This is a genomic window from Arthrobacter sp. P4_H3, assembly GCF_056400885.1.
On record NZ_JBFUKK010000004.1, the window covers coordinates 65,466 to 86,397 of the forward strand.

Consider the following 20,932-nt stretch of genomic DNA (forward strand, 5'->3'; position numbering starts at 1 on the left):
CCTCAGCGGTAGCCGGTGGCGTCAGCCGGGCGTCCGGCCTCTTGGACTTCTACCAGATAACGCCAGCAGTCCGGCCGCGAGCCGTCGGTGTCGGTGAAGCCGTACTCGAGCGCCAGGCCGCCGGAGGAGAAGGAGCCGCCGGTGCGCCGGTTCACGTCCGGGTCAGCCGCCAGGGCCGCCACGGCGCGGCCCACAAAGCGCGGGCTCTCGGAGATCGCGGCGAAGTGGGGCTGCGTTGCCGCGGCGTCCGGCCAGTTGGCCTCCGTGACGCCGAAATGCTCCAGCATCATTTCGGAGCGCATCCAGCCCGGCGTCAGCGCCACCGCGGTGCAGCCAAACGGCTTCAGTTCCTCCGCCTGGCTAAAGGCAAGCCGCAGCACTGCGTTCTTGGCCTGGTCGTAGAACGTCGAGACCCGGTAATGGTCCGCGTTGTATTCGCGGGTGCCGTCGGTCATTTCCACCACCAGGCCGCCGGGGTTCCGGATCAGCAGCGGCAGCGCGAAGTGGCTGGTGATCAGGTGCGTATCGACAGCGGTATGCAGCATCCGCAGGCCGGAGCCCAGGTTGTGCGACCACACCGGAGTGTCCCATTCGATGAGGTTTTCCCCGCCCCAGATGTCGTTCACCAGGATGTCCAGGCGTCCCTGTTCGTCGTCGATCCGCTGCACGAGCGACTCCACCGCCGCCGGATCCAGGTGGTCCACGCCGACGGCGATGCCCGCCCCGCCGGCGGCCGTGACCTGCACGGCAGTGTCCTCGATGGTCTCCGGCCGGCCGTAATCGGACCGCTGGCCCTGCGTGCTGCGGCCGGTGCAGTACACGGCGGCCCCGGCTTCGCCGAGCGCGACGGCGGTGCCGCGTCCTGCTCCGCGGGTGGCCCCGGCGACGAGGGCGACTTTTCCTGCCAACGGTTTGGTCATAGCTGCGTTCCCCACCCTTATGCGCTGGCTGCCACGGCGGCGGCAACGGTCCGTGACCTCCATCGAAGCACCGGCCGCGCCTCCCCTGGGCGAAGGTCTGGTATCCCGGACGGCTATGTGGTTCGATGGCGTGTCGGGGCACCCGGCGAGGGCGCACGCTTAAGTACGGGATACCGGACACCTGCCCATCATCAGTCGAAGGGTCCGCCCGCGAACGATGGAGGACAGCATGGCCGATGTCGAGGCGCCCGTTCGGGCGGTATCAAGGACGGCAACAAAGGTGACGTCGAAAGTTCCGGCGGCAGAAAACACCCTGCGCATCCTCAAACTGCTGGCCTCCAAGCGCGGGCCCATGGCGGCGTCGAACATTGCCACTGCGCTGGGCCTGCCGCGATCAAGTGTCTATCACCTGCTGGGGGTCATGGAAGCAAACGGCTTCGTGATGCACCTGCATGAGGAGCAGCGCTACGGGCTGGGCATCAGTGCCTTCGAACTCAGCTCCGCCTATTCGCGCCAGGAGCCGCTGTCCAGGATTGGCCGGCCGATGCTCGCCTCGCTGGTGGACGTTATCGGTGAAAGCGCGCACCTCGCGGTGCTCCATGGCCGTGACGTGCTGTACATCGTGGAGGAGCGCGCCAAGAACCGGCCGTCCCTGGTGACCGACGTCGGCGTCCGGCTGCCCAGCCACCTCACCGCCAGCGGGCGGGCCATCCTCGCGGCGCTGCCCAAGTCGCAGGTCCGCGCGCTGTACCCGAACGCCGCCGCCTTCACGGCCCGGCATGAGGTGGAAGGCGCCATCATGAAGTACTCGGCGCTGTCCTCGCACCTGGACCAGGTCCGGCAGCGCGGCTACGCCACCGAACACGGCGAGGTAACCCCCGGCTTCGGCTCGATCGCAGCCGCGGTGACGGACCACGTCGGATGGCCGACGGCGGCGGTCGCCGTGACCTTCCTCGAGGACAAGCTCCCGGCGGACCAGTGGCCCGCCCTCGCAGCCCGCATCCGGAAAGTGGCCGACGAACTCTCCGTGCGCATCCACGGCCGCCCCGCCCAGTAACTCCCCGGCCCAACTAGGTAGCAGCAGGGGTCGTTTTGAGCGCCCAAAACGACACCTGCTGCTACTTAGTTGGGGGAGGCCGGGCGCGTCTGGAATCCCGGACAGCACTCGCCGGAAGGCCCTGTTTCCGTCCGTCCGGACAGGCTTTAGTGGATACAGAACCTCATTCCGCCCGAACCACCATCACCAATCACCAAGCACACGAAGGAGCCCCTCATGGCACCCGCCGATTTCACCACCGGTGCCCGCCCGGTCAAAGCAGCCCGCGGTACCGAGCTCACCGCCAAGTCCTGGCAGACCGAAGCCCCGCTGCGGATGCTGATGAACAACCTCGATCCCGAGGTCGCCGAACGCCCCGATGACCTGGTGGTCTACGGCGGCACCGGCCGCGCCGTCCGGTCCTGGGCCGCGTTTGACGCGATCACCCGCACTCTGGAAACCATGGAGAAGGACGAGACCCTGCTGGTCCAGTCCGGCAAGCCCGTGGGTGTGTTCCGGACCAATGAGTGGGCGCCGCGGGTGCTGCTGGCGAACTCGAACCTGGTCGGGGACTGGGCGAACTGGCCCGAGTTCCGCCGGCTCGAGGCCGAGGGCCTGATGATGTACGGGCAGATGACCGCCGGGTCCTGGATCTATATCGGCACCCAGGGCATCCTGCAGGGCACGTTCGAAACCTTCGCCGCGATCGCCCGCAAACTCACCGGGGACGAGAACGGCACCCTCGCCGGCACCCTGACCCTCACCGGCGGCTGCGGCGGCATGGGCGGCGCCCAGCCGCTCGCCGTCACGCTGAACGACGGCGCCTGCCTGATTGTCGACGTCGACGAGACCCGCCTGCGCCGCCGCGCCGGCAAACGCTACCTCGACGAGGTCGAAACCGACCTCGACACCGCCATCGCCAAGGTCCTCAAGGCCAAGGAAGAGCGCCGCGGCTGGTCCGTCGGCTACGTCGGCAACGCCGCGGAGGTCTTCCCCGAGATCCTGCGCCGCCACAACGCCGGCGAGCTCACCGTGGACATCGTCACGGACCAGACCAGTGCGCACGACCCCCTGTCCTACCTGCCCGAAGGCATCACGGTGGAGGAATGGCACACCGAGGCCGCCGCGGACCCCGAAGGGTTCACCAAGAAGGCCCAGGCCTCGATGGCGCGCCAGGTCCAGGCCATGGTCGAGTTCCAGGACGCCGGTGCCGAGGTCTTCGACTACGGGAACTCCATCCGGGACGAGGCCCGCACGGGCGGCTACAACCGCGCGTTCGAGTTCCCCGGCTTCGTCCCGGCCTACATCCGCCCGCTGTTCTGCGAGGGCCTGGGCCCGTTCCGCTGGGTCGCGCTCTCCGGGGACCCCGAGGACATCGCCGTCACCGATACGGCGATCAAGGAACTGTTCCCGGAGAACAAGCACCTGCACCGCTGGATCGACGCCGCCCAGGAACGGGTCGAGTTCGAAGGCCTGCCGGCCCGCATCTGCTGGCTCGGCTACGGCGAACGCGCCAAAGCCGGGCTGCTCTTCAACCAGCTCGTCAAGGAAGGCAAAGTCAAGGCCCCCATCGTGATCGGCCGGGACCACCTCGACTCCGGCTCCGTCGCCTCCCCGTACCGGGAGACCGAAGCCATGGCCGACGGCTCCGACGCGATCGCCGACTGGCCGCTGTTGAACGCCCTGCTCAACACCGCCTCCGGCGCGACCTGGGTCTCGATCCACCACGGCGGCGGCGTCGGCATCGGCCGCTCCATCCACGCCGGCCAGGTCTCCGTCGCCGACGGCACCGACCTCGCCGCCGAAAAACTCGAACGCCTCCTCACCAACGACCCCGGCATGGGCGTCATCCGCCACGCCGACGCCGGCTACGACCGCGCCCTCGACGTCGCCAAAGAACGCGGCGTCCGCATCCCGATGAACGAAGGAACTGCAAAGTGACTGTAATAACCCAAGCACCGCTCACCGTCACCCTCGGCTCCAGCGGTGTGACACCCGAGGATGTCGTCGCCGTCGCCCGCCACGACGCAAAGGTGACCATCTCCCAGGAAGCGCTGGACACGGTTGCAAAGGTCCGCGCCCACATTGACGACCTCGCACACAGTGCGGTTCCCGCCTACGGCATCTCCACCGGCTTCGGGGCCCTGGCCAACCGGCACATCCCCAACGAGCTGCGCACCCAGCTGCAGAAGTCACTGATCCGCAGCCACGCCGCCGGAATGGGCCCGGCCGTGGAGCGTGAAGTGGTCCGCTGCATCATGTTCCTGCGCGCCAAGACCCTCGCCTCCGGCCGCACCGGCGTCCGGCCCGTCGTCCTGCAGACCATGGTGGACGTGCTCAACGCCGGCATCACGCCGGTGGTCCGCGAATTCGGCTCGCTCGGCTGCTCCGGCGACCTCGCCCCGCTGTCCCATTGCGCCCTGGTCCTGATGGGCGAGGGTGAAGCCACCGGCCCCGACGGTGAGCTGTATGGCGCCAAGGGCGGCCGCACCGTCGCCGAGCTCCTCGCTGCATACGGGATCGAACCCGTCACGCTCGCGGAGAAGGAAGGACTGGCGCTCGTCAACGGCACTGAGGGCATGCTGGGCATGCTGCTGATGGCCATCGCGGACATCCGCCAGCTGCTCACGACGGCGGACATCACCGCCGCGCTCAGCGTCGAGGCGCTGCTCGGCACGGACCAGGTGTTCCTGCCCGAGCTGCACGCCGCGCTCCGTCCGCACCCGGGCCAGGCGGCGTCTGCGGACAACATGCTGCGGGTACTGTCCAATTCCCCGATCGTGGCGTCGCACCGCATCAACGACACCAAGGTGCAGGACGCGTATTCACTGCGCTGCGCACCCCAGGTGGCCGGTGCCGTCCGCGACACGGTGGACCACGCGGCGCTCGTCGCCTCGCGTGAACTCGCCGCGGCCATCGACAACCCCGTGGTCCTGCCGGACGGCCGGGTCAGCTCCAACGGCAATTTCCACGGCGCTCCCGTGGCGTATGTCCTGGACTTCCTGGCGATCACCGTGGCGGATTTGAGCTCCATCGCGGAACGCCGCACGGACCGCATGCTGGACCCGGCGCGTTCACACGGGCTGCCGGCCTTCCTGGCCGCGGATCCCGGGGTGGACTCCGGCCTGATGATCGCCCAGTACACGCAGGCCGGGCTCGTCTCGGACAACAAGCGGCTCGCCGTACCGGCCTCGGTGGATTCCATCCCGAGCTCCGCCATGCAGGAGGACCATGTGTCCATGGGCTGGCACGCAGCGCGCAAGCTGAGGAAGGCCGTGGAGAACCTGCGCCGCGTCCTGGCCATCGAGCTGGTGACCTCGGCACGGGCCATCGACATGCGGATCCAGCTGTCCGGAGGGGAACTGACTCCGGGACCGGCCGGCACGGCGGTCATCGCGGCACTTCGCAACGTGGTGGACGGTCCGGGCACCGACAGGTTCCTGTCGCCGGAACTGGAGGCCGCAGACCGGCTCGTCGCGTCCGGCGAGGTCCGTGCGGCAGCCGAATCCGCCGTCGGAATTCTGGCCTAAAAGTGAATATTGTGCATCAGGAATGACAAATTCCCGGCGCCCCCGAAACACTACGCGACACAACGGGCGGGGGCCCGGGAATTGTAGTAGAACTAAAGATGTAGTGATGAAGTCCACACCAACGATGTTGCGGCAAACGAACATATACAAAGGGGTAGAAGTTCAATGAAAGCACGGGGGACGGTTCTGTCCAGGCGGATGGCATTTGCTGCCACGGTTTCCGACTGGAGGAGCCTCAAAGCAGGCGAACGGGTGGAAATTCTCAAGCATGCGCATGTGGTGGCCGCAGGTGAAGTTGAAGAAATTTCCGTAAGTGGAAACGTGCTCTGGCTGGTGCCTTCAAGCCCGTCGGAAAACCAGCTGTTTATGAAATCCGACGGCGTCCAGGTCCGCAGGACGTAAGCCGTCGGACTTAAGCCGCCGTAGTTAGGCGGCGATGTCCTCGTAGGTCTCACCGAACGGCACGGAGTCGTCCAGGGCCACGGTGTAGGCGCCGGGCTCGTGGCGGGTAACGCGGATACCGCAGTTCCCGTCCTCGACGGCGGCTTCGATGAGCTCCCGGACGGCGCTCTCCAAGCCGTCGTGAACCTCCTCGGCTGTCGAAAAGGTGAGGCGGATGGACCGAACGTTGGTCTGGGATTCCATGATGGCGGAGCTCATTGCAGGACTTTCTCTAAACTGATTGCCGGTTTGGCCACAGACCAGTCTACCGGCGTTGTCAAAAAACGTAAGATGTCAGGCATTTGTCCCGCAGGATTTCGGGTCCACCGAAGTCCTGCGGGACAGCCTGTTTTCAGCCTTCCGGGAGCGAGGCTGCTGCCCCTGGCGGGACCAAATCGCCTAGCGCTTGACGGCGTCCAGCTTCAGCATCTTGGCAATGACGCCGTCCAGTTCGGAGTCATCGAAGATCTTCTTCCAGTCGTCCTTGATGATGGTGTCCTTGCCGTACTGGATGGCGATTTCGCAGGCCTCGGAGAACGGGTTGGAACCGCGGAGGGCGTTGGTCAGGGCGATCTGCACGTGGCCGAACAGCATGGCCTTGGCTGCTTCCTCCGGGACGCCGGCGGTGTGCACAGTCTCGTGCAGCGCCTCGTTGAGCAGGGTGCCGATCATGCAGGCAACGGTTTCCACCAGGGTGGGTTCGAGGATGGCGAGCTGCTTCACGGTGACCCAGTGCACGTCGATGACGGGGGCGTAGATGGTGCGGATGACGGCCTCGGCCGAATCGCGGGTCGTGGCCGGTGCGTCCTCGTCGATGGCGGCCACCACGTTCTGCGGGGCGCCTTCGCCGCCGAAGGTGTCGGCCCATTCCTCCTTGGTGGTGCGCTCCAGGAACACGGAAGGGTGGCACGGGTGCGCCACGGCCTGGACCACGTCGTCGCGCTTGGCCAGCAGCCCGGCGTAGGCCGCGGCCGGGTCCAGGGTGAGCAGGATCGCGCCGGCCTTCATCTGGGGGACCACGCCCTCGGACACAACACCCAGGACGGTGTCGGGGACGGCGAGGATCACCACGTCGGCGCCCTTGACGGCGTCGTCGGTGGAGGTGAGCTCGCGGCCTTCGGTGCGGACGCGGTCTTGGCCTGCGGGGGAGTTCTCGCTGTAGAAGACGGTGTGGGCGCTCTTCTGGAGGTTCCGGGAAACGCGCATCCCCATTTTGCCACCGGCTCCGATGACGGCGACGGTCAATTGTTCTGCTGACATTTCACTTGCTCCTTAGGAAATCGATGCTTTGCTGGGTCCACTGGTTTTCGAGGCGGATGGTTTCCGCCTCGGAGTCCTGCCACGGCAGCCAGTGTTCGACGATCTGGTTGATGTTTCTTTCTTTGGGCTGAAACTTCCCGGCCATGTAGTCATAGTCGAGAAGGCCTTCGCCGAGGGGCGCGCCGGAGTAAGTGAACCCGACCCAGCCCTCCTTGCGGCTGAACGCAAAGTCTTTGATGTGCATGTTGAGGACGTAAGGCGCGACGGCGTCAATCACCTCACGCGGCATCTCCAGCGCCGCGACCGTGTTGGCCGGGTCGCTGCAGATGCCCAGGTAGGGGCTGTCCACGCGGCGGATGACGTCCAGGATCCGTGAGGTGGGGACCTGTTCGTAGGTTTCCACCGCGATCTTCACCCCGGCCGCCTGGAATTCCGGCAGGACGTCGGCGAGGATTGCTGCCGCCTCGTCCGCCGTCGGGGTGTGGCCCGGGACGTTGAACATGGTCCGCAGCAGGGGAGAACCGAGGATCCCGGCGATGTGCAGGAACCTGCGCAGGTGGTCCGGGCGGATGCCCTTGGTGCCCAGTTCCAGTGCGACGCCCAGGCGGTCCGCGGTGGCCCGCACGGCTTCGAGTTCCGTCTCGGTCATGGATTCCAGCGGGGCGTAGTCGCAGATCTGGAAGAGTTCCACGCCCAGGGCCGCGGTCCGCTCCAGTGCCTGGTGGATACTGAGCGGCTCGGAGACCTGGTCCGAGAGCTGCCAGAAGAACGCGTAGCTGCTCAGGCCTATTCGTGAACCCTCGCCAACGGGGCTCATGCGGCCACCTTGTTCGCGGCAAGCCGTGCGGCGGCCTCGTCCAGGATGGCCTTGAGCGCCTTCGGATCGTGGGCGAAGCGGCCCAGGAACAGCCCGGCGACGGACATGTCGAGCTGGCTGATCAGGCCGGGACCGGCGCTGCCGCCGTAGATGACCCGGCTCCCGGCCTGCCCGGGCAGGGAGCGCAGGTGCGAATCCAGCCCGGCGATGACGGCACTGATGTACTGCGGGGTGGCCGGTTCGGGTGCGCCGATGGCCCACTGCGGCTCGTAGGCCACGATGGTCCGGCCTGCGGGTCCGAGGGACTGGGCCCGAACCAGGGCCGCGTCGATCTCGTTGCTGCAGAGGGTGACGGCCTCCTCCACGGAGCCCTGCACGAGTTCGCCCACGCACAGGACGGGGGTCAGGCCGTTGCGGTACGCCGCAGCGGTCTTCAGCCCGATGATCCTGTCGTCCTCGCCGAAGATCCGGCGGCGTTCGGCATGGCCCACTTCTGCGTACTTGCCGCCGAGTTCGGCAACGGTCTTGCCGCCGACCTCGCCGGTGTAGGGCCCTTCGTCTTCCCAGAAGATGTCCTGGGCGCCGGCGGCTGCCCCTGCGGTTCCGAGGATGCGGGCCGCTTCGGGAAGTACCGGCAGAGTGGGCAGCACGAACAGTTCGATGTCGCCGCTCTGGACTGCCGGGTGCGCGAACGCAATGGTGGCAACTTCGCGGCAGTATTCGAGCGTGCGTTCGTAGCCGAAGTACATCTTCAGGCTGACGCCGATCACTGAACTGGCGCGCTGAGGGCCGGAGTGCTTAGCAGGAAGTGACACCTTCATAGTCCTTAATCAGGGTGACCTTGTCGGCCGATGCGGAGGTCTCGTCAAAGGTGTAGGTGAGCCATTCGCGGGCGAGCCGGCGGGCCAGTTCCAGTCCGACGACGCGCTGGCCGAAGGTGAGGACCTGGGCGTTGTTGCTCAGCACGGAGCGTTCCACCGAGAAACTGTCATGCGCGGTGACCGCGCGGACGCCGGGGACCTTGTTCGCGGCGATGGCCACGCCAAGCCCGGTGCCGCACACCAGCAGGGCGCGGTCGGCCTTGCCGGCGGCAATCAGTTCGGCGGCGGCGATGGCCACTGACGGGTAGGGGGTGTGGCTGGTGGCATCCACCCCGACGTCGGTCACGGATTCGACCAGGTCGGATGCCTCCAGGTCAGCCTTCAGGGCTTCCTTGTATTCGAATCCGGCGTCGTCGGCTCCGATGACCAGGCGCAGTTTGGCGCTCATGCTTTCTCCTTAATAGCTGTCTGTTCGGTGAGGGTGTTGTGAATGGCCCGGACGATCAGGGCCATGGACACCGCTCCGGCGTCCGGGGTGCCGAGGCTCTTCTCCGCGTGCGGGCGGGCGCGGCCCATCAGGGGCAGCAGTGCGGCGGTGTCTTCGGCGGCCTGCTGCGCAACGGTGGCGGCGGCGCCCCACGCGTCGGTGAGGGACCTGCCCGCCCCGACGCCGGCAGCCAGGGCGTCGCGGAACGGGACCAGGACGTCCACCAGGGTCTTGTCCCCGGGCTTGGCCTTGCCGAAGTCCATGATCGCGGCCGCGGCGCCGGCCACTCCGGCGGCGACAGCCCCGGCGTCGGGCGCTTCGGTGTCGCCCACGGCGTCACCGACGGCCCGCAGGGCCATGCCCCAGAGGGCGCCGGAGGTGCCGCCGGCCCTGTCGGCCCAGGCATCTGCGGCGAAGTGCAGGGTGGTGGCGGCCCCGGCACCGCGGGCGACGGCGTCGCCGGCTGCCTCGACGGCGGCGCGGACGCCGCGTTCCATGCCGATGCCATGGTCGCCGTCGCCGGCGATGGCATCGATCCGGCCGAGCTCGTCGGCGTTGGCGTCCACCACGGCCTTCGCGGCGCCCAGCGCGGCGAGGACCCGGACGGCGCCGGCGCGGGACTCTTCCGTTGCGTCAGGAATGGAAAGTTCGACGTCGGCAGGCTCGCCGCCGTCGGACGCCTCCAGCGCTGCCGCGCTCACGGCGCCGCGGCGGAAGGCCGGGGCGTCGGCAGGTGCGTTCCAGAGGGTCTCGAGTTCGTCGTCGAGCCAGAAGAGGGTGAGGGAGGTGCCGGCCATGTCGAAGCTGGTCACGAGTTCGCCCACCTGCGGGTCCACGGCTTCCAGGCCGGCCCCGGCCAGGAGCTGGGCGACGCGGCGGTAGACGACGAACAGCTCTTCGTACTTGACGCTGCCCAGGCCGTTGAGGATGGGGACAACGCGCGCGCCCTTGGTCTCCAGGCCCTCGGGGACTTCGGTGAGGAGCTTGGAAACGAGGAGTTCGGCGAGTTCGTCCGCCGTCGGGATGTCCGTCTCGCCGATGCCGGGTTCGCCGTGGATGCCCATGCCCACGGCCATCCGGCCCGCGGGGACGGAGAACAGGGGGTGGTCGGCGCCCGGCAGGGTGCAGCCGGTGAAGGCCACGCCGAAGGAACGGGTACGGTCGTTGGCGCGCTCGGCGATGGCCATGATCCGGTCCATGGAGTGGCCGGTTTCGGCGGCCGCGGCGGCCACCTTGAAGACGGTCAGGTCCCCGGCGATGCCGCGGCGTTTGGCGCGCTCGGCCAGCGGGGCGGAGGAGACGTCGTCGGTGACGGCGATGCTGCGGCAGTCGATGCCTTCCTTGCGGAGGCGGTCCTGGGCCTGGTTGAAGTGCAGGACATCGCCGGCGTAGTTGCCGTAGCCCAGCAGCACACCGGCGCCGTTGTTGGCCGCTTTCGCCACGTTGTAGACCTGCTGCGCGGAGGGGGACGCGAAAAGGTTGCCCATCGCGGCGCCGTGCGCCAGGCCCTGTCCCACCAGGCCGGCGAACGCCGGGTAGTGGCCGGAGCCCCCGCCGATCACCAGGGCCACCGTGTCCGGGGTGCTCCTGGTGTTGCGGACGACGCCGCCGGAGACGCGTTTCACCCAGCGGCCGTGGGAGGCAACAAAGCCTTCGATCATCTCGTCAGCGAAGGCTGAGGGTTCATTGAACAGGCGGGTCATGGGAAAGCTCCTGGAGTTATGGCTCGCTCCGGTGGCTCGCCCACCGGGTTGTTGGGTTGGTGCGGAGGCGTCCCCGGGCAAAGGGGACGCCTCCGGGTCTGTTACGGCTCGGCGTGGTGTCCGGCCCCCGCGGGGTCCAACGCTTCAGCCTGGATGCCTTCGCTGACCTTGCCGGAGCGGCTCAGCGCCACCATGAGGATGGAGGACAGGAGCATAAAGCCGCCGACGACGAACATCGGCACCGTGTACCCGCCGGTCAGGTCCTTGAGCCAGCCGGTGACGTAGCCGGCGCTGAAGCCGGCCAGGTTGCCCACGGTGTTGATCAGGGCGATGCCGGCAGCGGCTGCTGCGCCGGTGAGGAACTGGGTAGGTACCGTCCAGAAGTTGGGCAGTGCGGCGAAGATGGACATGGCCGTGATGGTGATGACGGCGATCGTGGCGGCCGGCGAACCGGCGAACAGTGCCAGCGGGATGCTCAGGCCGCCGATGAGGGCCGGAAGGGCGATGTGCCAGGTCTTGACGCCGCGCTTGGTGGCGTCCTTGGACCAGAAGTACAGGGCGAAGGCCGCCGGCAGGTACGGGATGGCAGTGATGAGGCCCTTCTGGAGCACGTCGAACTTGGTGCCGTAGATGCCTTCGAACCCGGCGATGATGGTCGGCAGGAAGAATCCGAGTGCGTACAGGCCGTAGATGAAGCCGAAGTAGATGGCCGAGAGCATCCAGACCCTGCCGTTGCCGAAGACGGTGCGGACGCTGACGTGCTTGTTGCTGGCGGTGGTCGCCTTCTTTTCCGTCTCCAGGGCGCCGGTCAGCCAGGTCTTTTCCTCGGCGGTCAGCCACTTGGCTTTCGCGGGGGAGTCAGCGAGGTAGAACCAGGCGATGATGCCGACGATGATGGCCGGAAGCGCCACGCCGAGGAACATAACGCGCCAGCCGGAGAGGCCGAAGAGGCCGTGCTGCTGGATGAGGAGGCCGGCCAGCGGGGCGCCGATCACGGTGGTCAGCGGCTGCGCCAAGTAGAACAGGGCGAGGATCTTGCTGCGGTGCCGGGACGGAACCCAGAGGCTGAGGAAGAGGATGGCGCCGGGGAAGAAGCCGGCCTCGGCCACACCCAGGATAAAGCGCAGGATGTAGAGGTGCTCCACGCTGCCCACCCAGGTGAACAGCAGGGACACGATGCCCCAGCTGACCATGATCCGGGCCAGCCAGCGGCGGGCACCAAACTTGTGCAGTGCCAGGTTGCTGGGGATCTCGAGCAGGATGTAGCCGATGAAGAAGACGCCGGACGCGAAGCCGAACTGGGCTGCCGAGAGGGCCAAATCGGTGTTCATGCCGTTGGGGCCGGCGAACGAAATGGCTGTCCGGTCCAGGTAGTTGATGAAGAACATCAGGGCAACGAACGGCACCAGCCGGATTGCCACTTTCCTGATTGCAGATTTTTCGACCACCGATTGTGTGGTGTCCACGTTGACTCCTAGATGTTGGTGTCCCGGCCGCATCCTGCGCTGGAGGCGTGGGGCTGGTTTCGAGGCATAGCGCCCGGTGTGCGTATCAAGGTGGGGGGCTAGGCCTGTGACTTCCACCATAAGGGCGAAACGGTAAATTGGTCAACCGGTTGACTGATTTATTTCCCGCGTGTGCGGATGCCATTCAGGGGAGCGTCCGGTTGCTACGCTGAGACTGTGTCAGCAAACTCCGCCGCCTCGACGGCCAAAATCAGTGCCGCGCTCGGTTCCATGGGGCAGGGTTCTGTCGTCTCCGAGGTGGCCGAGAGGCTGATGGCCTACTTCACCAGCGGTGACATCGCCGCCGGAACCCGCCTTCCTGCCGAACGCCAGCTGGCAGCTTCGCTCGGGGTGGGCCGCTCGGCGGTCCGCGAAGCGCTGGCCGCCCTGGAAATCCTGGGCATCGTGATCGTCCGCCCGGGGTCAGGGACGTATCTGCGCGACGGCGTCTCCGAACTCCTGCCGCGGACCCTTAGCTGGGGACTCATGCTGGGTGAGCCGAGGACGCGTGAGCTGGTTGAGCTGCGGAGCGGCCTGGAGGTCCAGGCCGGGCAGCTTGCTGCGGCCAGGATCACGGACGACGCACTGGGGCGCATGCGCGCCAACCTCGATGCCATGGAAAAGAACCTGGACCACCTGGCAGCATTCGTGGAAGCTGACGCCGCCTTCCACAAGGAAATCGCCATCAGCTCCGGAAACCAGGTGCTGCAGGAACTTCTGCAGAGCATCCGCTCGCTGCTGCGGATCTGGGTTGACCGTGCCCTGACGGATGAAGGGCACGCTGCCGCCGCGCTCGCAGAGCACCGGGCCATTTTCGAGGCGCTCGAATCACACGATGCCGAAGCAGTCACGGAAGCCATGGCCTCCCATATGACCACAGCCTCGCGCCGCCTGCTGGCCGGCTACGACGCCGCGCAGTAACCACTGGCGGACGGCCATTGAGCCGCCGCGCCCCATCCGATATCGTCAAGGCGACAGGACCGCCCTGGGTCAGCTGGGTGCAGTCACCAGCCACCAGAGAGCAGCCCTCCGTGACTACCGAGCACTCCGCAACACTGCACTCCGCAACACTGTCCGCCCAGTCGGGATCCGACCAGCGCCCCGCGCTCGAACGGCGCCTTGATCCGCAGGTCCGCAAGCTCGCCGTGGGCGTCTGGACGGCGGAGCTGGTGGGGGACGAACTGGCGAACATCAGCTACGGCGGCAGGCCCGTGCTTCGTGCCATCAAAGCGGTGGTGCGGGACCACGAATGGCGTACTTTTGCGCCGTCGGTACGGGACCTTGCCGAACTGAAGGACGACGACGGCGTCAGCCTCCGTCTCCACGTCGACTATGCGGCACCCGGCTCGGCGGATGCCGCTGCCCCCGCCTTCGAAGCCATGCTGATGCTCCGGATCACTCCTGCCACGGTGGAGGTATCGTTCTCGGGCCGGGCGAAGACGGCGTTCCGGCGGAACCGGATCGGCCTGGTGGTCCTCCATCCCACCAGCGAAGCCGGACGGGACGTCAGCGTGGTGTCGCCGGACGGCAACGTAACCGCCGGGGCCTTCCCCACGGACATCAGGCCGGACCTGGTTTTCACGGACATCTCCTCGCTGGAGTGGGCGGACGCGGGGACCGCCTTCGACCTTGGCTTTTCCGGGGATATCTTCGAAACCGAGGACCAGCGGAACTGGAGCGACGGGTCCTTCAAGACCTACAGCACCCCGTCCGCACTGCCCATCCCGGTGGACGTGGCCGCGGGTGACACCGTGACCCAGTCGGTCAGCATTGAGGCCCTCAGCATCGAGACGCCGGACAACCCCGCCCCCGGCGGCTACGACCGCGTGGCTTTCACGGTTGGCGAGCCGGCGGGCACCGTCCCGGCGCTGGCGCTCTCCGTGGACCCGGCCGGAGCGGACCCGGCCGGAACGGCGACTGCAAATGCGGGGGAGGGAGCGCAGCTTCCAGGCCTCGACGCCGTCCTGGTGGAACTGTACGAACCCCGGGAGCTCTGGCCGGCCAAGCTTGCCGCCGCAGCCCGGGAGGCCGACCGCCACGGTGCGGCGCTGGATGTACGGGTCGTTTCCGCGTCCGCGGACGGCGTGGCGGAAGCCCTCAGCGGAGCCCTCGGCGGGCAGCTGTCGCGGATTGTCCGCTTGGGACTGTTCCACCCCGAAACGCAGTGCACGGATCCGGCGGCGTTTGCCGCGCTGAAGCAGCCGCTGCAGCTCGCAGGATTCACCGGGCAACTCCTGGCCGGCACCCGCTCGCATTTCACCGAACTTAACCGGTGGATTGCCGGCGGCAGCCCCGTCCCGCAGGACGCCGATGCCCTCGCCTTCAGCCTCACGCCGCAGGTCCACAGCACGGAGATTGCCCACATCGTGGAGACCGTACCCATCCACGGGGTCGCCGCGGCCAATGCCGTAAGGCTCGGGGAAGGGCGCCCTGTCCATGTGGGGCCCATTACCCTCAAGCCCCGGTTCCACGCCCTTGAGCAGCACGCCGACGGCGATGAGCTCCAGGACCACAGCTTCACCGCAGCGTGGACCCTGGCCAGCCTCCAGGCCCTCACCCTCGAGGGCGTGGCCTCCGCGACGTACTTCGAGGCCGGATCTCCGCGGGGCATCGCTGCAGCAGACGGCACCCTCAATCCCGTGGGGGAGCTACTGCAAAAGCTGGCCGCGTGCAAGGGGGAACCTGTGCTGGCGGCCACCCGGCAGCCGGTTCAACGGGCCGCCGGGAAGACCCTGCTGACGGTCTACCCGGTGCAGTCAGCCGCCGGCCTGCAGGTGTTCCTAGGCAATCTGGGCCCGCGCGAAGCCACAGCGGTCCTATCCCTGCCGGGCGGCGCCAATGCGAAACCACAGGTGACGGTGATCGGGGCCGCGGCCGGCGCCACCGCGGTTGCGGATCCCGCGGAGGCCTCATCACCGGACGACGGAGTTCTGGCTGTAACGCTGGGACCGTGGTCCACCGCCGTCGTCACCTTCGGGGACTGACCCCGGCCTCTAGCCCAGCAGCGTGTTGACCAGCCGCGCGGCCACTTTGGCCGTGCGCTGGTCGATGTCGAATTCCGGGTTCAGCTCGGCGATGTCCAGGTGCAGCAGTTTCCCGCTGGCAGCCACCTGCCGGCACACTGCGCTGATCACGGCCAGGGGCACCCCGAACGCGGCCGGGGCACTGACTCCCGGGGCCACGGCGGCGGGCAGCACATCGAGGTCGATGGTCAGGTAGAGGACATCCACGCTATCCAGGAAGTCGGCCACGAACTTCCGGGTGGCCTCCGCGGAGGACTCCTCATCCAGCAGGTACTTCACGCCCAGCCGTTCGGCGGTCCTGAACAGGGCGCGGGTGTTGTTGGGCTCTGAAATTCCGACGACGGCGTAGTTCAGTCTGCGTTCGGCGGCCTCCTCCGCCCGTGCCATCTGCAGGAAGGGTGTGCCGGAGGACGGCTCCGGCGCGTCGCGGAGGTCGAAGTGCGCGTCCAGGTTCAGCACGCCCAGCCGCTTCCCGCCGCGGACGGCTTCGGAACCGGCCACACCAAGGTAGCTGGCGAACGCGGTCTCGTGGCCGCCGCCCAGCACCACGGTGAGGTTGCCGGCGTCGAGCATTTCAGAAACTGCCAGCCCGGCGCGCGCCTGGCCGGCCTCCAGCGCGTTGTCCTTGACGGCCACATCACCGGCGTCGAACACCTCGCGCGGGAGGTGGAAGGCGAGCGGACCGAGGGCGGCCCGGATGGCGCGGGGGGCCGCTGCGGCGCCCACCCGGCCCTTGTTGCGCAACACCCCCGCGTCGCTGCTGAAGCCGAGAATGACGGCGGGTCGGCTGCCGGGTCCTGCGTGGCCGGGCAGGGGAGCGGCGGGCTCGTGGCGATACGGCGTGACGGCCTGCCACCAGCGGCGGTGCTCGGCGCCGTCGCCGTCGAAACGGCCCTTCCACGTGAGCGGCGGGACGTCGACTGTTAGAGCTGTGTGAGGCATACTCCAAGCTCACCGCAGCAGTGCCCCCAAAACCAGCCCCGCCGCCGTCTGCCTGTCCCAAATCCCGGACATGCCCCAAAAGCCGCCTGCTGGGACGCTAGTGGATGCCCAGTGCCTGCTCGAGGGGGCCGACGGCGAAGAAGAGCAGGAACGCGGCCGCCACGGCCCACATGAGCGGGTGGACGTCGCGCGCGCGGCCCTGGAAGGTGCGGATCAGGACGTAGGCGATGAAGCCGGCGCCCAGGCCGTTGGCGATCGAGTAGGTGAACGGCATCAGGCTGAAGGTGAGGAACGCGGGAATCCCGATGCCCCAGTCCTGCCAGTCGATCTTGCCCACCTGGGAGACCATCAGGAAGCCAACCACCACCAGCGCCGGGGCCACGGCCTCGAACGGCACCAGGTTGATCAGCGGGGTGAAGAACATGGCCACGAGGAACAGCAGGCCGGTGACGATCGACGCCAGGCCCGTCCGTGCGCCTTCGCCGATGCCGGCCCCGGATTCCACATAGATCTGGTTGGAGGAGACGGAGGCGCCTCCACCCACGATTGCGCCGAGCGCGTCGATCTGCAGCACGCGGTCCACGTCGGGGATGTTGCCGTCCTTGTCCACGGTTCCGGCCTCGTTGGCCAGGCCCACCATGGTGCCCATGGCGTCGAAGAAGATGCTCAGCAGGATCACGAATGCCAGCAGTGTTGCCGCTACGAAGCCCAGGTGCTCGAAGGCCCCGATGGGGTTGGCCTTGCCGATCAGCGACAGGTCGGGCGCGGCCCACTCGGTGAAGGTCGGGGCCACCAGGGACCAGCCCTGCGGGTTGAACGGCTTGCCCGGGGAGAAGCTCGGGCCGATGTGCAGGGTGAATTCCAGGATCACGGCGAGCACGGTGGAGGCCACGATGCCGATCAGGATGGCGCCCCTGACCTTGCGGACCACCAGGGCGATGGTCAGGATCAGGCCGAACACGAACACGAGGGTGGGCCAGCCCAGGAGCTTCCCATCGAAGCCAAGGCCCACCGGTACCGTGGTGCCGGCGGCATCGGGGATACGGCGGACAAAACCGGCGTTGACCAGCCCGATCAGGGCGATGAACAGGCCGATGCCCACGACAATGGCCGTCTTAAGCCCGTCCGGAACGGCTTTGAAGACCGCGGTGCGGAACCCGGTGAGGACCAGGATCAGCATGGTCACGCCGGAGAGCACCACGAGGCCCATCATGTCCGGCCAGGTCAGGCCCGGATTGGTGGCCACGGTCACGGCCACGAAAGCGTTGACGCCCAGCCCGGTGGCCATGGCGAACGGGTGCTTTGCCCAGGCGCCCATGAGGATGGTCAGGACGCCTGCCACGAAGGCGGTGACGGCTGCGACGGCAGGGAAGCCCAGGGTTGCGCCGCTGGAGTCGGGTCCGGAAAGGATCAGGGGATTCAGCACCACGATGTAGCTCATGGCGAAGAAGGTGGCAAAGCCTCCGCGGATCTCGCGGGAGTAGTTTGACCCCCGTTCGGAAATCTTGAAGTACCGGTCCAGTGCAGAGCCCTGTTTAAGCATTAGTCCTCCGGGGAGAGTGGTGGGGATTACTTGAATCCTAGTAGGTGGGCGGGTTGCAACCCCGTGATTTCGCCTAGTCTGTAAGGAAGCCAACACACAGGAGTAGCCCCCCATGCGTCCCATCCGCCACTTGCTGAGCGCCCTTCTCGGGGCACTGTTTTTCGCGGCCGCCGTGCTGTCTGCAGCGGCGCCGGCTTCAGCCCACGACGCCGCCGAATCCAGCAGCCCGGCCCAGGGAGCCACCGTGGCCACACCTCCGGAGAAGGTGTCGGTCACGTTCAACAACGACCCCCTGGCCCTCGGATCGCAGATCCAGGTGAAGGATGCGGCAGGCACCAGCTGGGCAGAGGGCCCCGTGGAGATCGTGGACAACGTGGCCTCGCAGAAGCTCCGGGCCGGTGCTCCCGCAGGGGAGTACACCGTGGTGTGGCGAGTGGTCAGTTCCGATTCGCACCCGATCGAGGGCACCTTCACGTTTACCGCCACCGCAGGGGCCCCGGGCTCCGGGACTGCGGGTCCGGGCAGCTCGACCACACCTGCGCCGGCTCCTACGGCGGGCACCGCCCAGCCCGGCACCACAACGGCGCCGGAGCCTGCGCCGGACGCTGCCGAGCCGTTCCCATGGAGCCTGGTGCTCTTTGCCGGAACGGCCCTGGGTATCCTCGTGGCGCTGGCCGTGCTGGCAAAACGCAACCTCAAGACCCCGGACGGCGACGCCGGCGCGGCCGGCGAGGAGCAGTAGGTCCGGCCCGGACAGGACGTCCGGGCTAGGCCCGCGCCTGCAGTGCGGCGAAGCTTCCCGTAAGCACCGACGGGACACTGTCCGGATAAACCTTGGCGGAAATCGCCTGCCCAACAACCTTTGCCTGGCGGAGCACTTCCTTGGGCGTGGGTGTGATGAGTTCCCCAACCCCGACGAGGTAGATGCCGATGGCGCGCATGGCGGCCGCCAGGTTCTGCCCCAGGGCCAGCCCGAGGTCGGCAAGCATGCGGCGCAGCTGACTGTGTGCACCGCGGGTCAGGACGATGTGGTGGGCCAGCAGGACGCCGTCAGGTGTGTGGACAGCCCACTGGTGCGTGGACGGTTCGGAGAGCCCGGTGCCCAGCAGGTTCAATTGCACGGCCCGGGTGTTATTGCGGATATCCAGGTTGTGGCTGCTGGCGTAGTTCCGCAGGTGCCGGAGGATTTCGTTTCGCTCCTGCATGGTGGCTGAATTCGGTGCGTCGCACCGGGGCAGGGACGTGGTTTTGGCGGACTGGATTCCGCCCAGGGTTTCGAGCGCATCCACGGTGATGGAATCCACGCCGCGCCGCCGGAGCTCGCTGGCAATTGCCAGGCCCGGCAGCCCTGAGCCGATAATCACCGTGGTGGTCTGCTCGGTTCCGCCATAAATTGGCATGCTCGACACTGCTGCTTCCTCCTCGAATGGTTCACTGTGCAGATCCCTCCTGCACTTTCCGTAACCCCCAAAGTCCGGCCGCCGCGCATGAAGCTGGATGGTGTGTTCTGAAACACATATCTCAGATTCGCAACGCCTCGACACTACAGAACTTTTCGACCTCTGGATAGCCCTTGCCGGACATTGGCTACCCCAACAATCTCACACCTGTAATTTTCGTCATCGGAGGTGGGATCTCTATGTTTCCGCGCTGTAAAAAGTGGGAGCCAGCTTGGGGGTCCGGGGCCTCTCCGAGCGGCGTTTTGAGGCCGCTTGCTTACAGTTCCGCAACCGAGAATAGTTATCAGAGAGAGCTGATTTTCAGCCATTAGCAGTACTTGGCTCCCGGTTCACGCCGCGGGCAGACACTTCTGGCAGAATAGCGGCAACATCAGGCAGTATCGCGAGGAGGCGGACCCCATGGGCCGAGATCAGGTGCACCCGTCAAGGGATGACGACGGCGGTTCTGCCGCCCCCGAGGGGATTGTTGTGGGCGTGGACGGTTCCGACCATAGCCAGTGCGCACTCGTGTGGGCCGCCCGGGAAGCCGAACGCCGCCGCCGCCCGCTCCATATCGTGACCGCCTACTCCGTGCCGATCTTCGCGGCGTCCGGCCTGGACGGCGGCTATGCCACTGTGGACGACTCGGTGATCCGTGAGGGCGCCGAGGCCATCCTCAAGCAGGCCATGGACAAAGTGGCCCCCTATGACATCGAGGTTGACGCCTCCGTGGAGAACGGCGACGCCTCCGGTGTGCTGCTGGAAATGTCCGAAACCGCTGAACTGCTGGTGTTCGGCACCCGCGGCCGGGGCGGCTTCGTGGGCAGGCTCCTGGGCTCGGTCAGCAGCGCCCTACCGGCACATGCAAAGTGCCCCACTGTCACTGTGCCGCTGATCTGCGCCGACCGCCTGGGCGAAACCACGGACGACAAGCACATCAAGGCCGAGCAGGCCAAGTCCGGCCACCAGCCGGTCGAGCACGTAGTAGTTGTCGGCGTTGACGGCTCCGAGCAGGCCCGCGTGGCCGTGCTGGAGGCCGCGGACCAGGCCGAACGGCTGGGCGCCCCGCTTCGCGTGGTCTGCGCCGTGCCGCAGTACAGCGGTTCGCTGGCATGGGTTCCGGCGCCCATGGACAGGGAAGCATTGTTCGCGGACATCCGCGTGCAGCTCGATGCCGGAGTGGCCTGGCTGAAGAGCCACTATCCCAAGTTGACCGTAGAGACCCAGCTCGTGGACGGCTCGCCCGTAGATGTGCTTGTTGACGAAAGCAGGCATGTGGAGCTGGTGGTTGTGGGCACCCGCGGCCGCGGCGGCTTCACCGGAATGCTGCTGGGGTCGACGTCGGACGGCATCCTTCACCATGCCAAGGGACCTGTGCTGGTGGTTCCGGACAGGGACGATCCGCGGCTTGCGGACCGGGCCAGCTTCGGGCCCATGCTCGGAGCGGCCTAGCCGGACATCCCAG

Annotated in this window: 19 protein-coding genes; 8 read left to right on the plus strand and 11 right to left on the minus strand. The window is 67.3% G+C overall.

The window, feature by feature from the left end:
- Positions 1-2: 2 nt before the first annotated feature.
- Positions 3-920 (minus strand): SDR family oxidoreductase, encoded by a 918-nt coding sequence (locus AC1DRE_RS06990; protein ID WP_476983946.1) that lies wholly within the window; start codon positions 918-920, stop codon positions 3-5.
- 229 nt (positions 921-1,149) lie between these two features.
- Here AC1DRE_RS06990 and AC1DRE_RS06995 point away from each other — a divergent pair, with 229 nt between their 5' ends.
- From AC1DRE_RS06995 to AC1DRE_RS07010, 4 genes are all read left to right on the plus strand, one after another.
- Positions 1,150-1,977: an IclR family transcriptional regulator gene (locus AC1DRE_RS06995; protein ID WP_476983947.1), complete on the plus strand. Its 828-nt coding sequence runs from the start codon at positions 1,150-1,152 to the stop codon at positions 1,975-1,977.
- A gap of 216 nt (positions 1,978-2,193) precedes the next feature.
- Positions 2,194-3,897, plus strand: a complete 1,704-nt coding sequence (gene hutU / locus AC1DRE_RS07000) for a urocanate hydratase (protein ID WP_476983948.1) — start codon at positions 2,194-2,196, stop codon at positions 3,895-3,897.
- On the plus strand, positions 3,894-5,486 hold the full coding sequence (gene hutH / locus AC1DRE_RS07005; protein WP_476983949.1) for a histidine ammonia-lyase: 1,593 nt from the start codon (positions 3,894-3,896) through the stop codon (positions 5,484-5,486). Before hutU ends, hutH begins: the two co-directional genes overlap by 4 nt.
- Before the next feature lie 165 nt (positions 5,487-5,651).
- The gene (locus tag AC1DRE_RS07010) at positions 5,652-5,888 is read left to right on the plus strand and encodes a hypothetical protein (RefSeq protein WP_476983950.1); all 237 of its coding nucleotides are present in this window, start codon (positions 5,652-5,654) and stop codon (positions 5,886-5,888) included.
- A 24-nt stretch (positions 5,889-5,912) separates the two neighbouring features.
- Here AC1DRE_RS07010 and AC1DRE_RS07015 read toward each other — a convergent pair whose 3' ends face one another.
- The 7 genes from AC1DRE_RS07015 to AC1DRE_RS07045 all read right to left on the minus strand — a co-directional run bounded on the left by AC1DRE_RS07015 (position 5,913) and on the right by AC1DRE_RS07045 (position 12,481).
- Positions 5,913-6,146 carry a hypothetical protein gene (locus AC1DRE_RS07015; RefSeq protein ID WP_476983951.1) on the minus strand — a complete coding sequence of 78 codons (234 nt, stop codon included), beginning with the start codon at positions 6,144-6,146 and terminating at the stop codon, positions 5,913-5,915.
- A gap of 180 nt (positions 6,147-6,326) precedes the next feature.
- On the minus strand, positions 6,327-7,187 hold the full coding sequence (locus AC1DRE_RS07020; RefSeq protein WP_476983952.1) for a phosphogluconate dehydrogenase C-terminal domain-containing protein: 861 nt from the start codon (positions 7,185-7,187) through the stop codon (positions 6,327-6,329).
- Position 7,188: 1 nt separating this feature from the next.
- Positions 7,189-8,004, minus strand: a complete 816-nt coding sequence (locus AC1DRE_RS07025) for a sugar phosphate isomerase/epimerase family protein (RefSeq protein WP_476983953.1) — start codon at positions 8,002-8,004, stop codon at positions 7,189-7,191.
- Positions 8,001-8,819, minus strand: coding sequence for a triose-phosphate isomerase family protein (locus AC1DRE_RS07030; RefSeq protein WP_476983954.1), 819 nt, complete (start codon positions 8,817-8,819; stop codon positions 8,001-8,003). Before AC1DRE_RS07030 ends, AC1DRE_RS07025 begins: the two co-directional genes overlap by 4 nt.
- The gene (locus AC1DRE_RS07035; protein ID WP_476983955.1) at positions 8,803-9,273 is read right to left on the minus strand and encodes a ribose-5-phosphate isomerase; all 471 of its coding nucleotides are present in this window, start codon (positions 9,271-9,273) and stop codon (positions 8,803-8,805) included. The genes AC1DRE_RS07030 and AC1DRE_RS07035 overlap by 17 nt, the downstream gene beginning before the upstream one ends.
- Positions 9,270-11,015 carry a dihydroxyacetone kinase family protein gene (locus AC1DRE_RS07040; protein ID WP_476983956.1) on the minus strand — a complete coding sequence of 582 codons (1,746 nt, stop codon included), beginning with the start codon at positions 11,013-11,015 and terminating at the stop codon, positions 9,270-9,272. Before AC1DRE_RS07040 ends, AC1DRE_RS07035 begins: the two co-directional genes overlap by 4 nt.
- Positions 11,016-11,116: 101 nt before the next feature.
- A complete protein-coding gene (locus AC1DRE_RS07045; RefSeq protein WP_476983957.1) occupies positions 11,117-12,481 on the minus strand; it encodes an MFS transporter in 1,365 nt (454 codons plus the stop codon).
- 216 nt (positions 12,482-12,697) lie between these two features.
- On the opposite strand from AC1DRE_RS07045, the gene AC1DRE_RS07050 reads away from it, so the two are divergent.
- Together AC1DRE_RS07050 and AC1DRE_RS07055 are read left to right on the plus strand one after the other, a co-directional pair.
- The gene (locus AC1DRE_RS07050) at positions 12,698-13,441 is read left to right on the plus strand and encodes a FadR/GntR family transcriptional regulator (RefSeq protein WP_476983958.1); all 744 of its coding nucleotides are present in this window, start codon (positions 12,698-12,700) and stop codon (positions 13,439-13,441) included.
- 110 nt (positions 13,442-13,551) lie between these two features.
- On the plus strand, positions 13,552-15,504 hold the full coding sequence (locus tag AC1DRE_RS07055) for a D-apionate lactonase family protein (RefSeq protein WP_476983959.1): 1,953 nt from the start codon (positions 13,552-13,554) through the stop codon (positions 15,502-15,504).
- Positions 15,505-15,513: 9 nt separating this feature from the next.
- Here AC1DRE_RS07055 and hutG read toward each other — a convergent pair whose 3' ends face one another.
- Together hutG and AC1DRE_RS07065 are read right to left on the minus strand one after the other, a co-directional pair.
- Positions 15,514-16,485: a formimidoylglutamase gene (gene hutG / locus AC1DRE_RS07060; RefSeq protein WP_476983960.1), complete on the minus strand. Its 972-nt coding sequence runs from the start codon at positions 16,483-16,485 to the stop codon at positions 15,514-15,516.
- 97 nt (positions 16,486-16,582) lie between these two features.
- A complete protein-coding gene (locus AC1DRE_RS07065; RefSeq protein ID WP_476983961.1) occupies positions 16,583-18,028 on the minus strand; it encodes an NCS2 family permease in 1,446 nt (481 codons plus the stop codon).
- A 112-nt stretch (positions 18,029-18,140) separates the two neighbouring features.
- On the opposite strand from AC1DRE_RS07065, the gene AC1DRE_RS07070 reads away from it, so the two are divergent.
- Entirely contained in the window at positions 18,141-18,770 is a 630-nt protein-coding gene (locus AC1DRE_RS07070; RefSeq protein ID WP_476983962.1) for a copper resistance CopC family protein, read from the plus strand.
- A gap of 25 nt (positions 18,771-18,795) precedes the next feature.
- Here the strand turns inward: AC1DRE_RS07070 and AC1DRE_RS07075 are convergent, their stop codons facing one another.
- Positions 18,796-19,428, minus strand: coding sequence for an FAD-dependent monooxygenase (locus AC1DRE_RS07075; protein WP_476984151.1), 633 nt, complete (start codon positions 19,426-19,428; stop codon positions 18,796-18,798).
- A gap of 459 nt (positions 19,429-19,887) precedes the next feature.
- Here AC1DRE_RS07075 and AC1DRE_RS07080 point away from each other — a divergent pair, with 459 nt between their 5' ends.
- The gene (locus AC1DRE_RS07080; protein WP_476983963.1) at positions 19,888-20,919 is read left to right on the plus strand and encodes a universal stress protein; all 1,032 of its coding nucleotides are present in this window, start codon (positions 19,888-19,890) and stop codon (positions 20,917-20,919) included.
- Positions 20,920-20,932 lie beyond the last annotated feature (13 nt).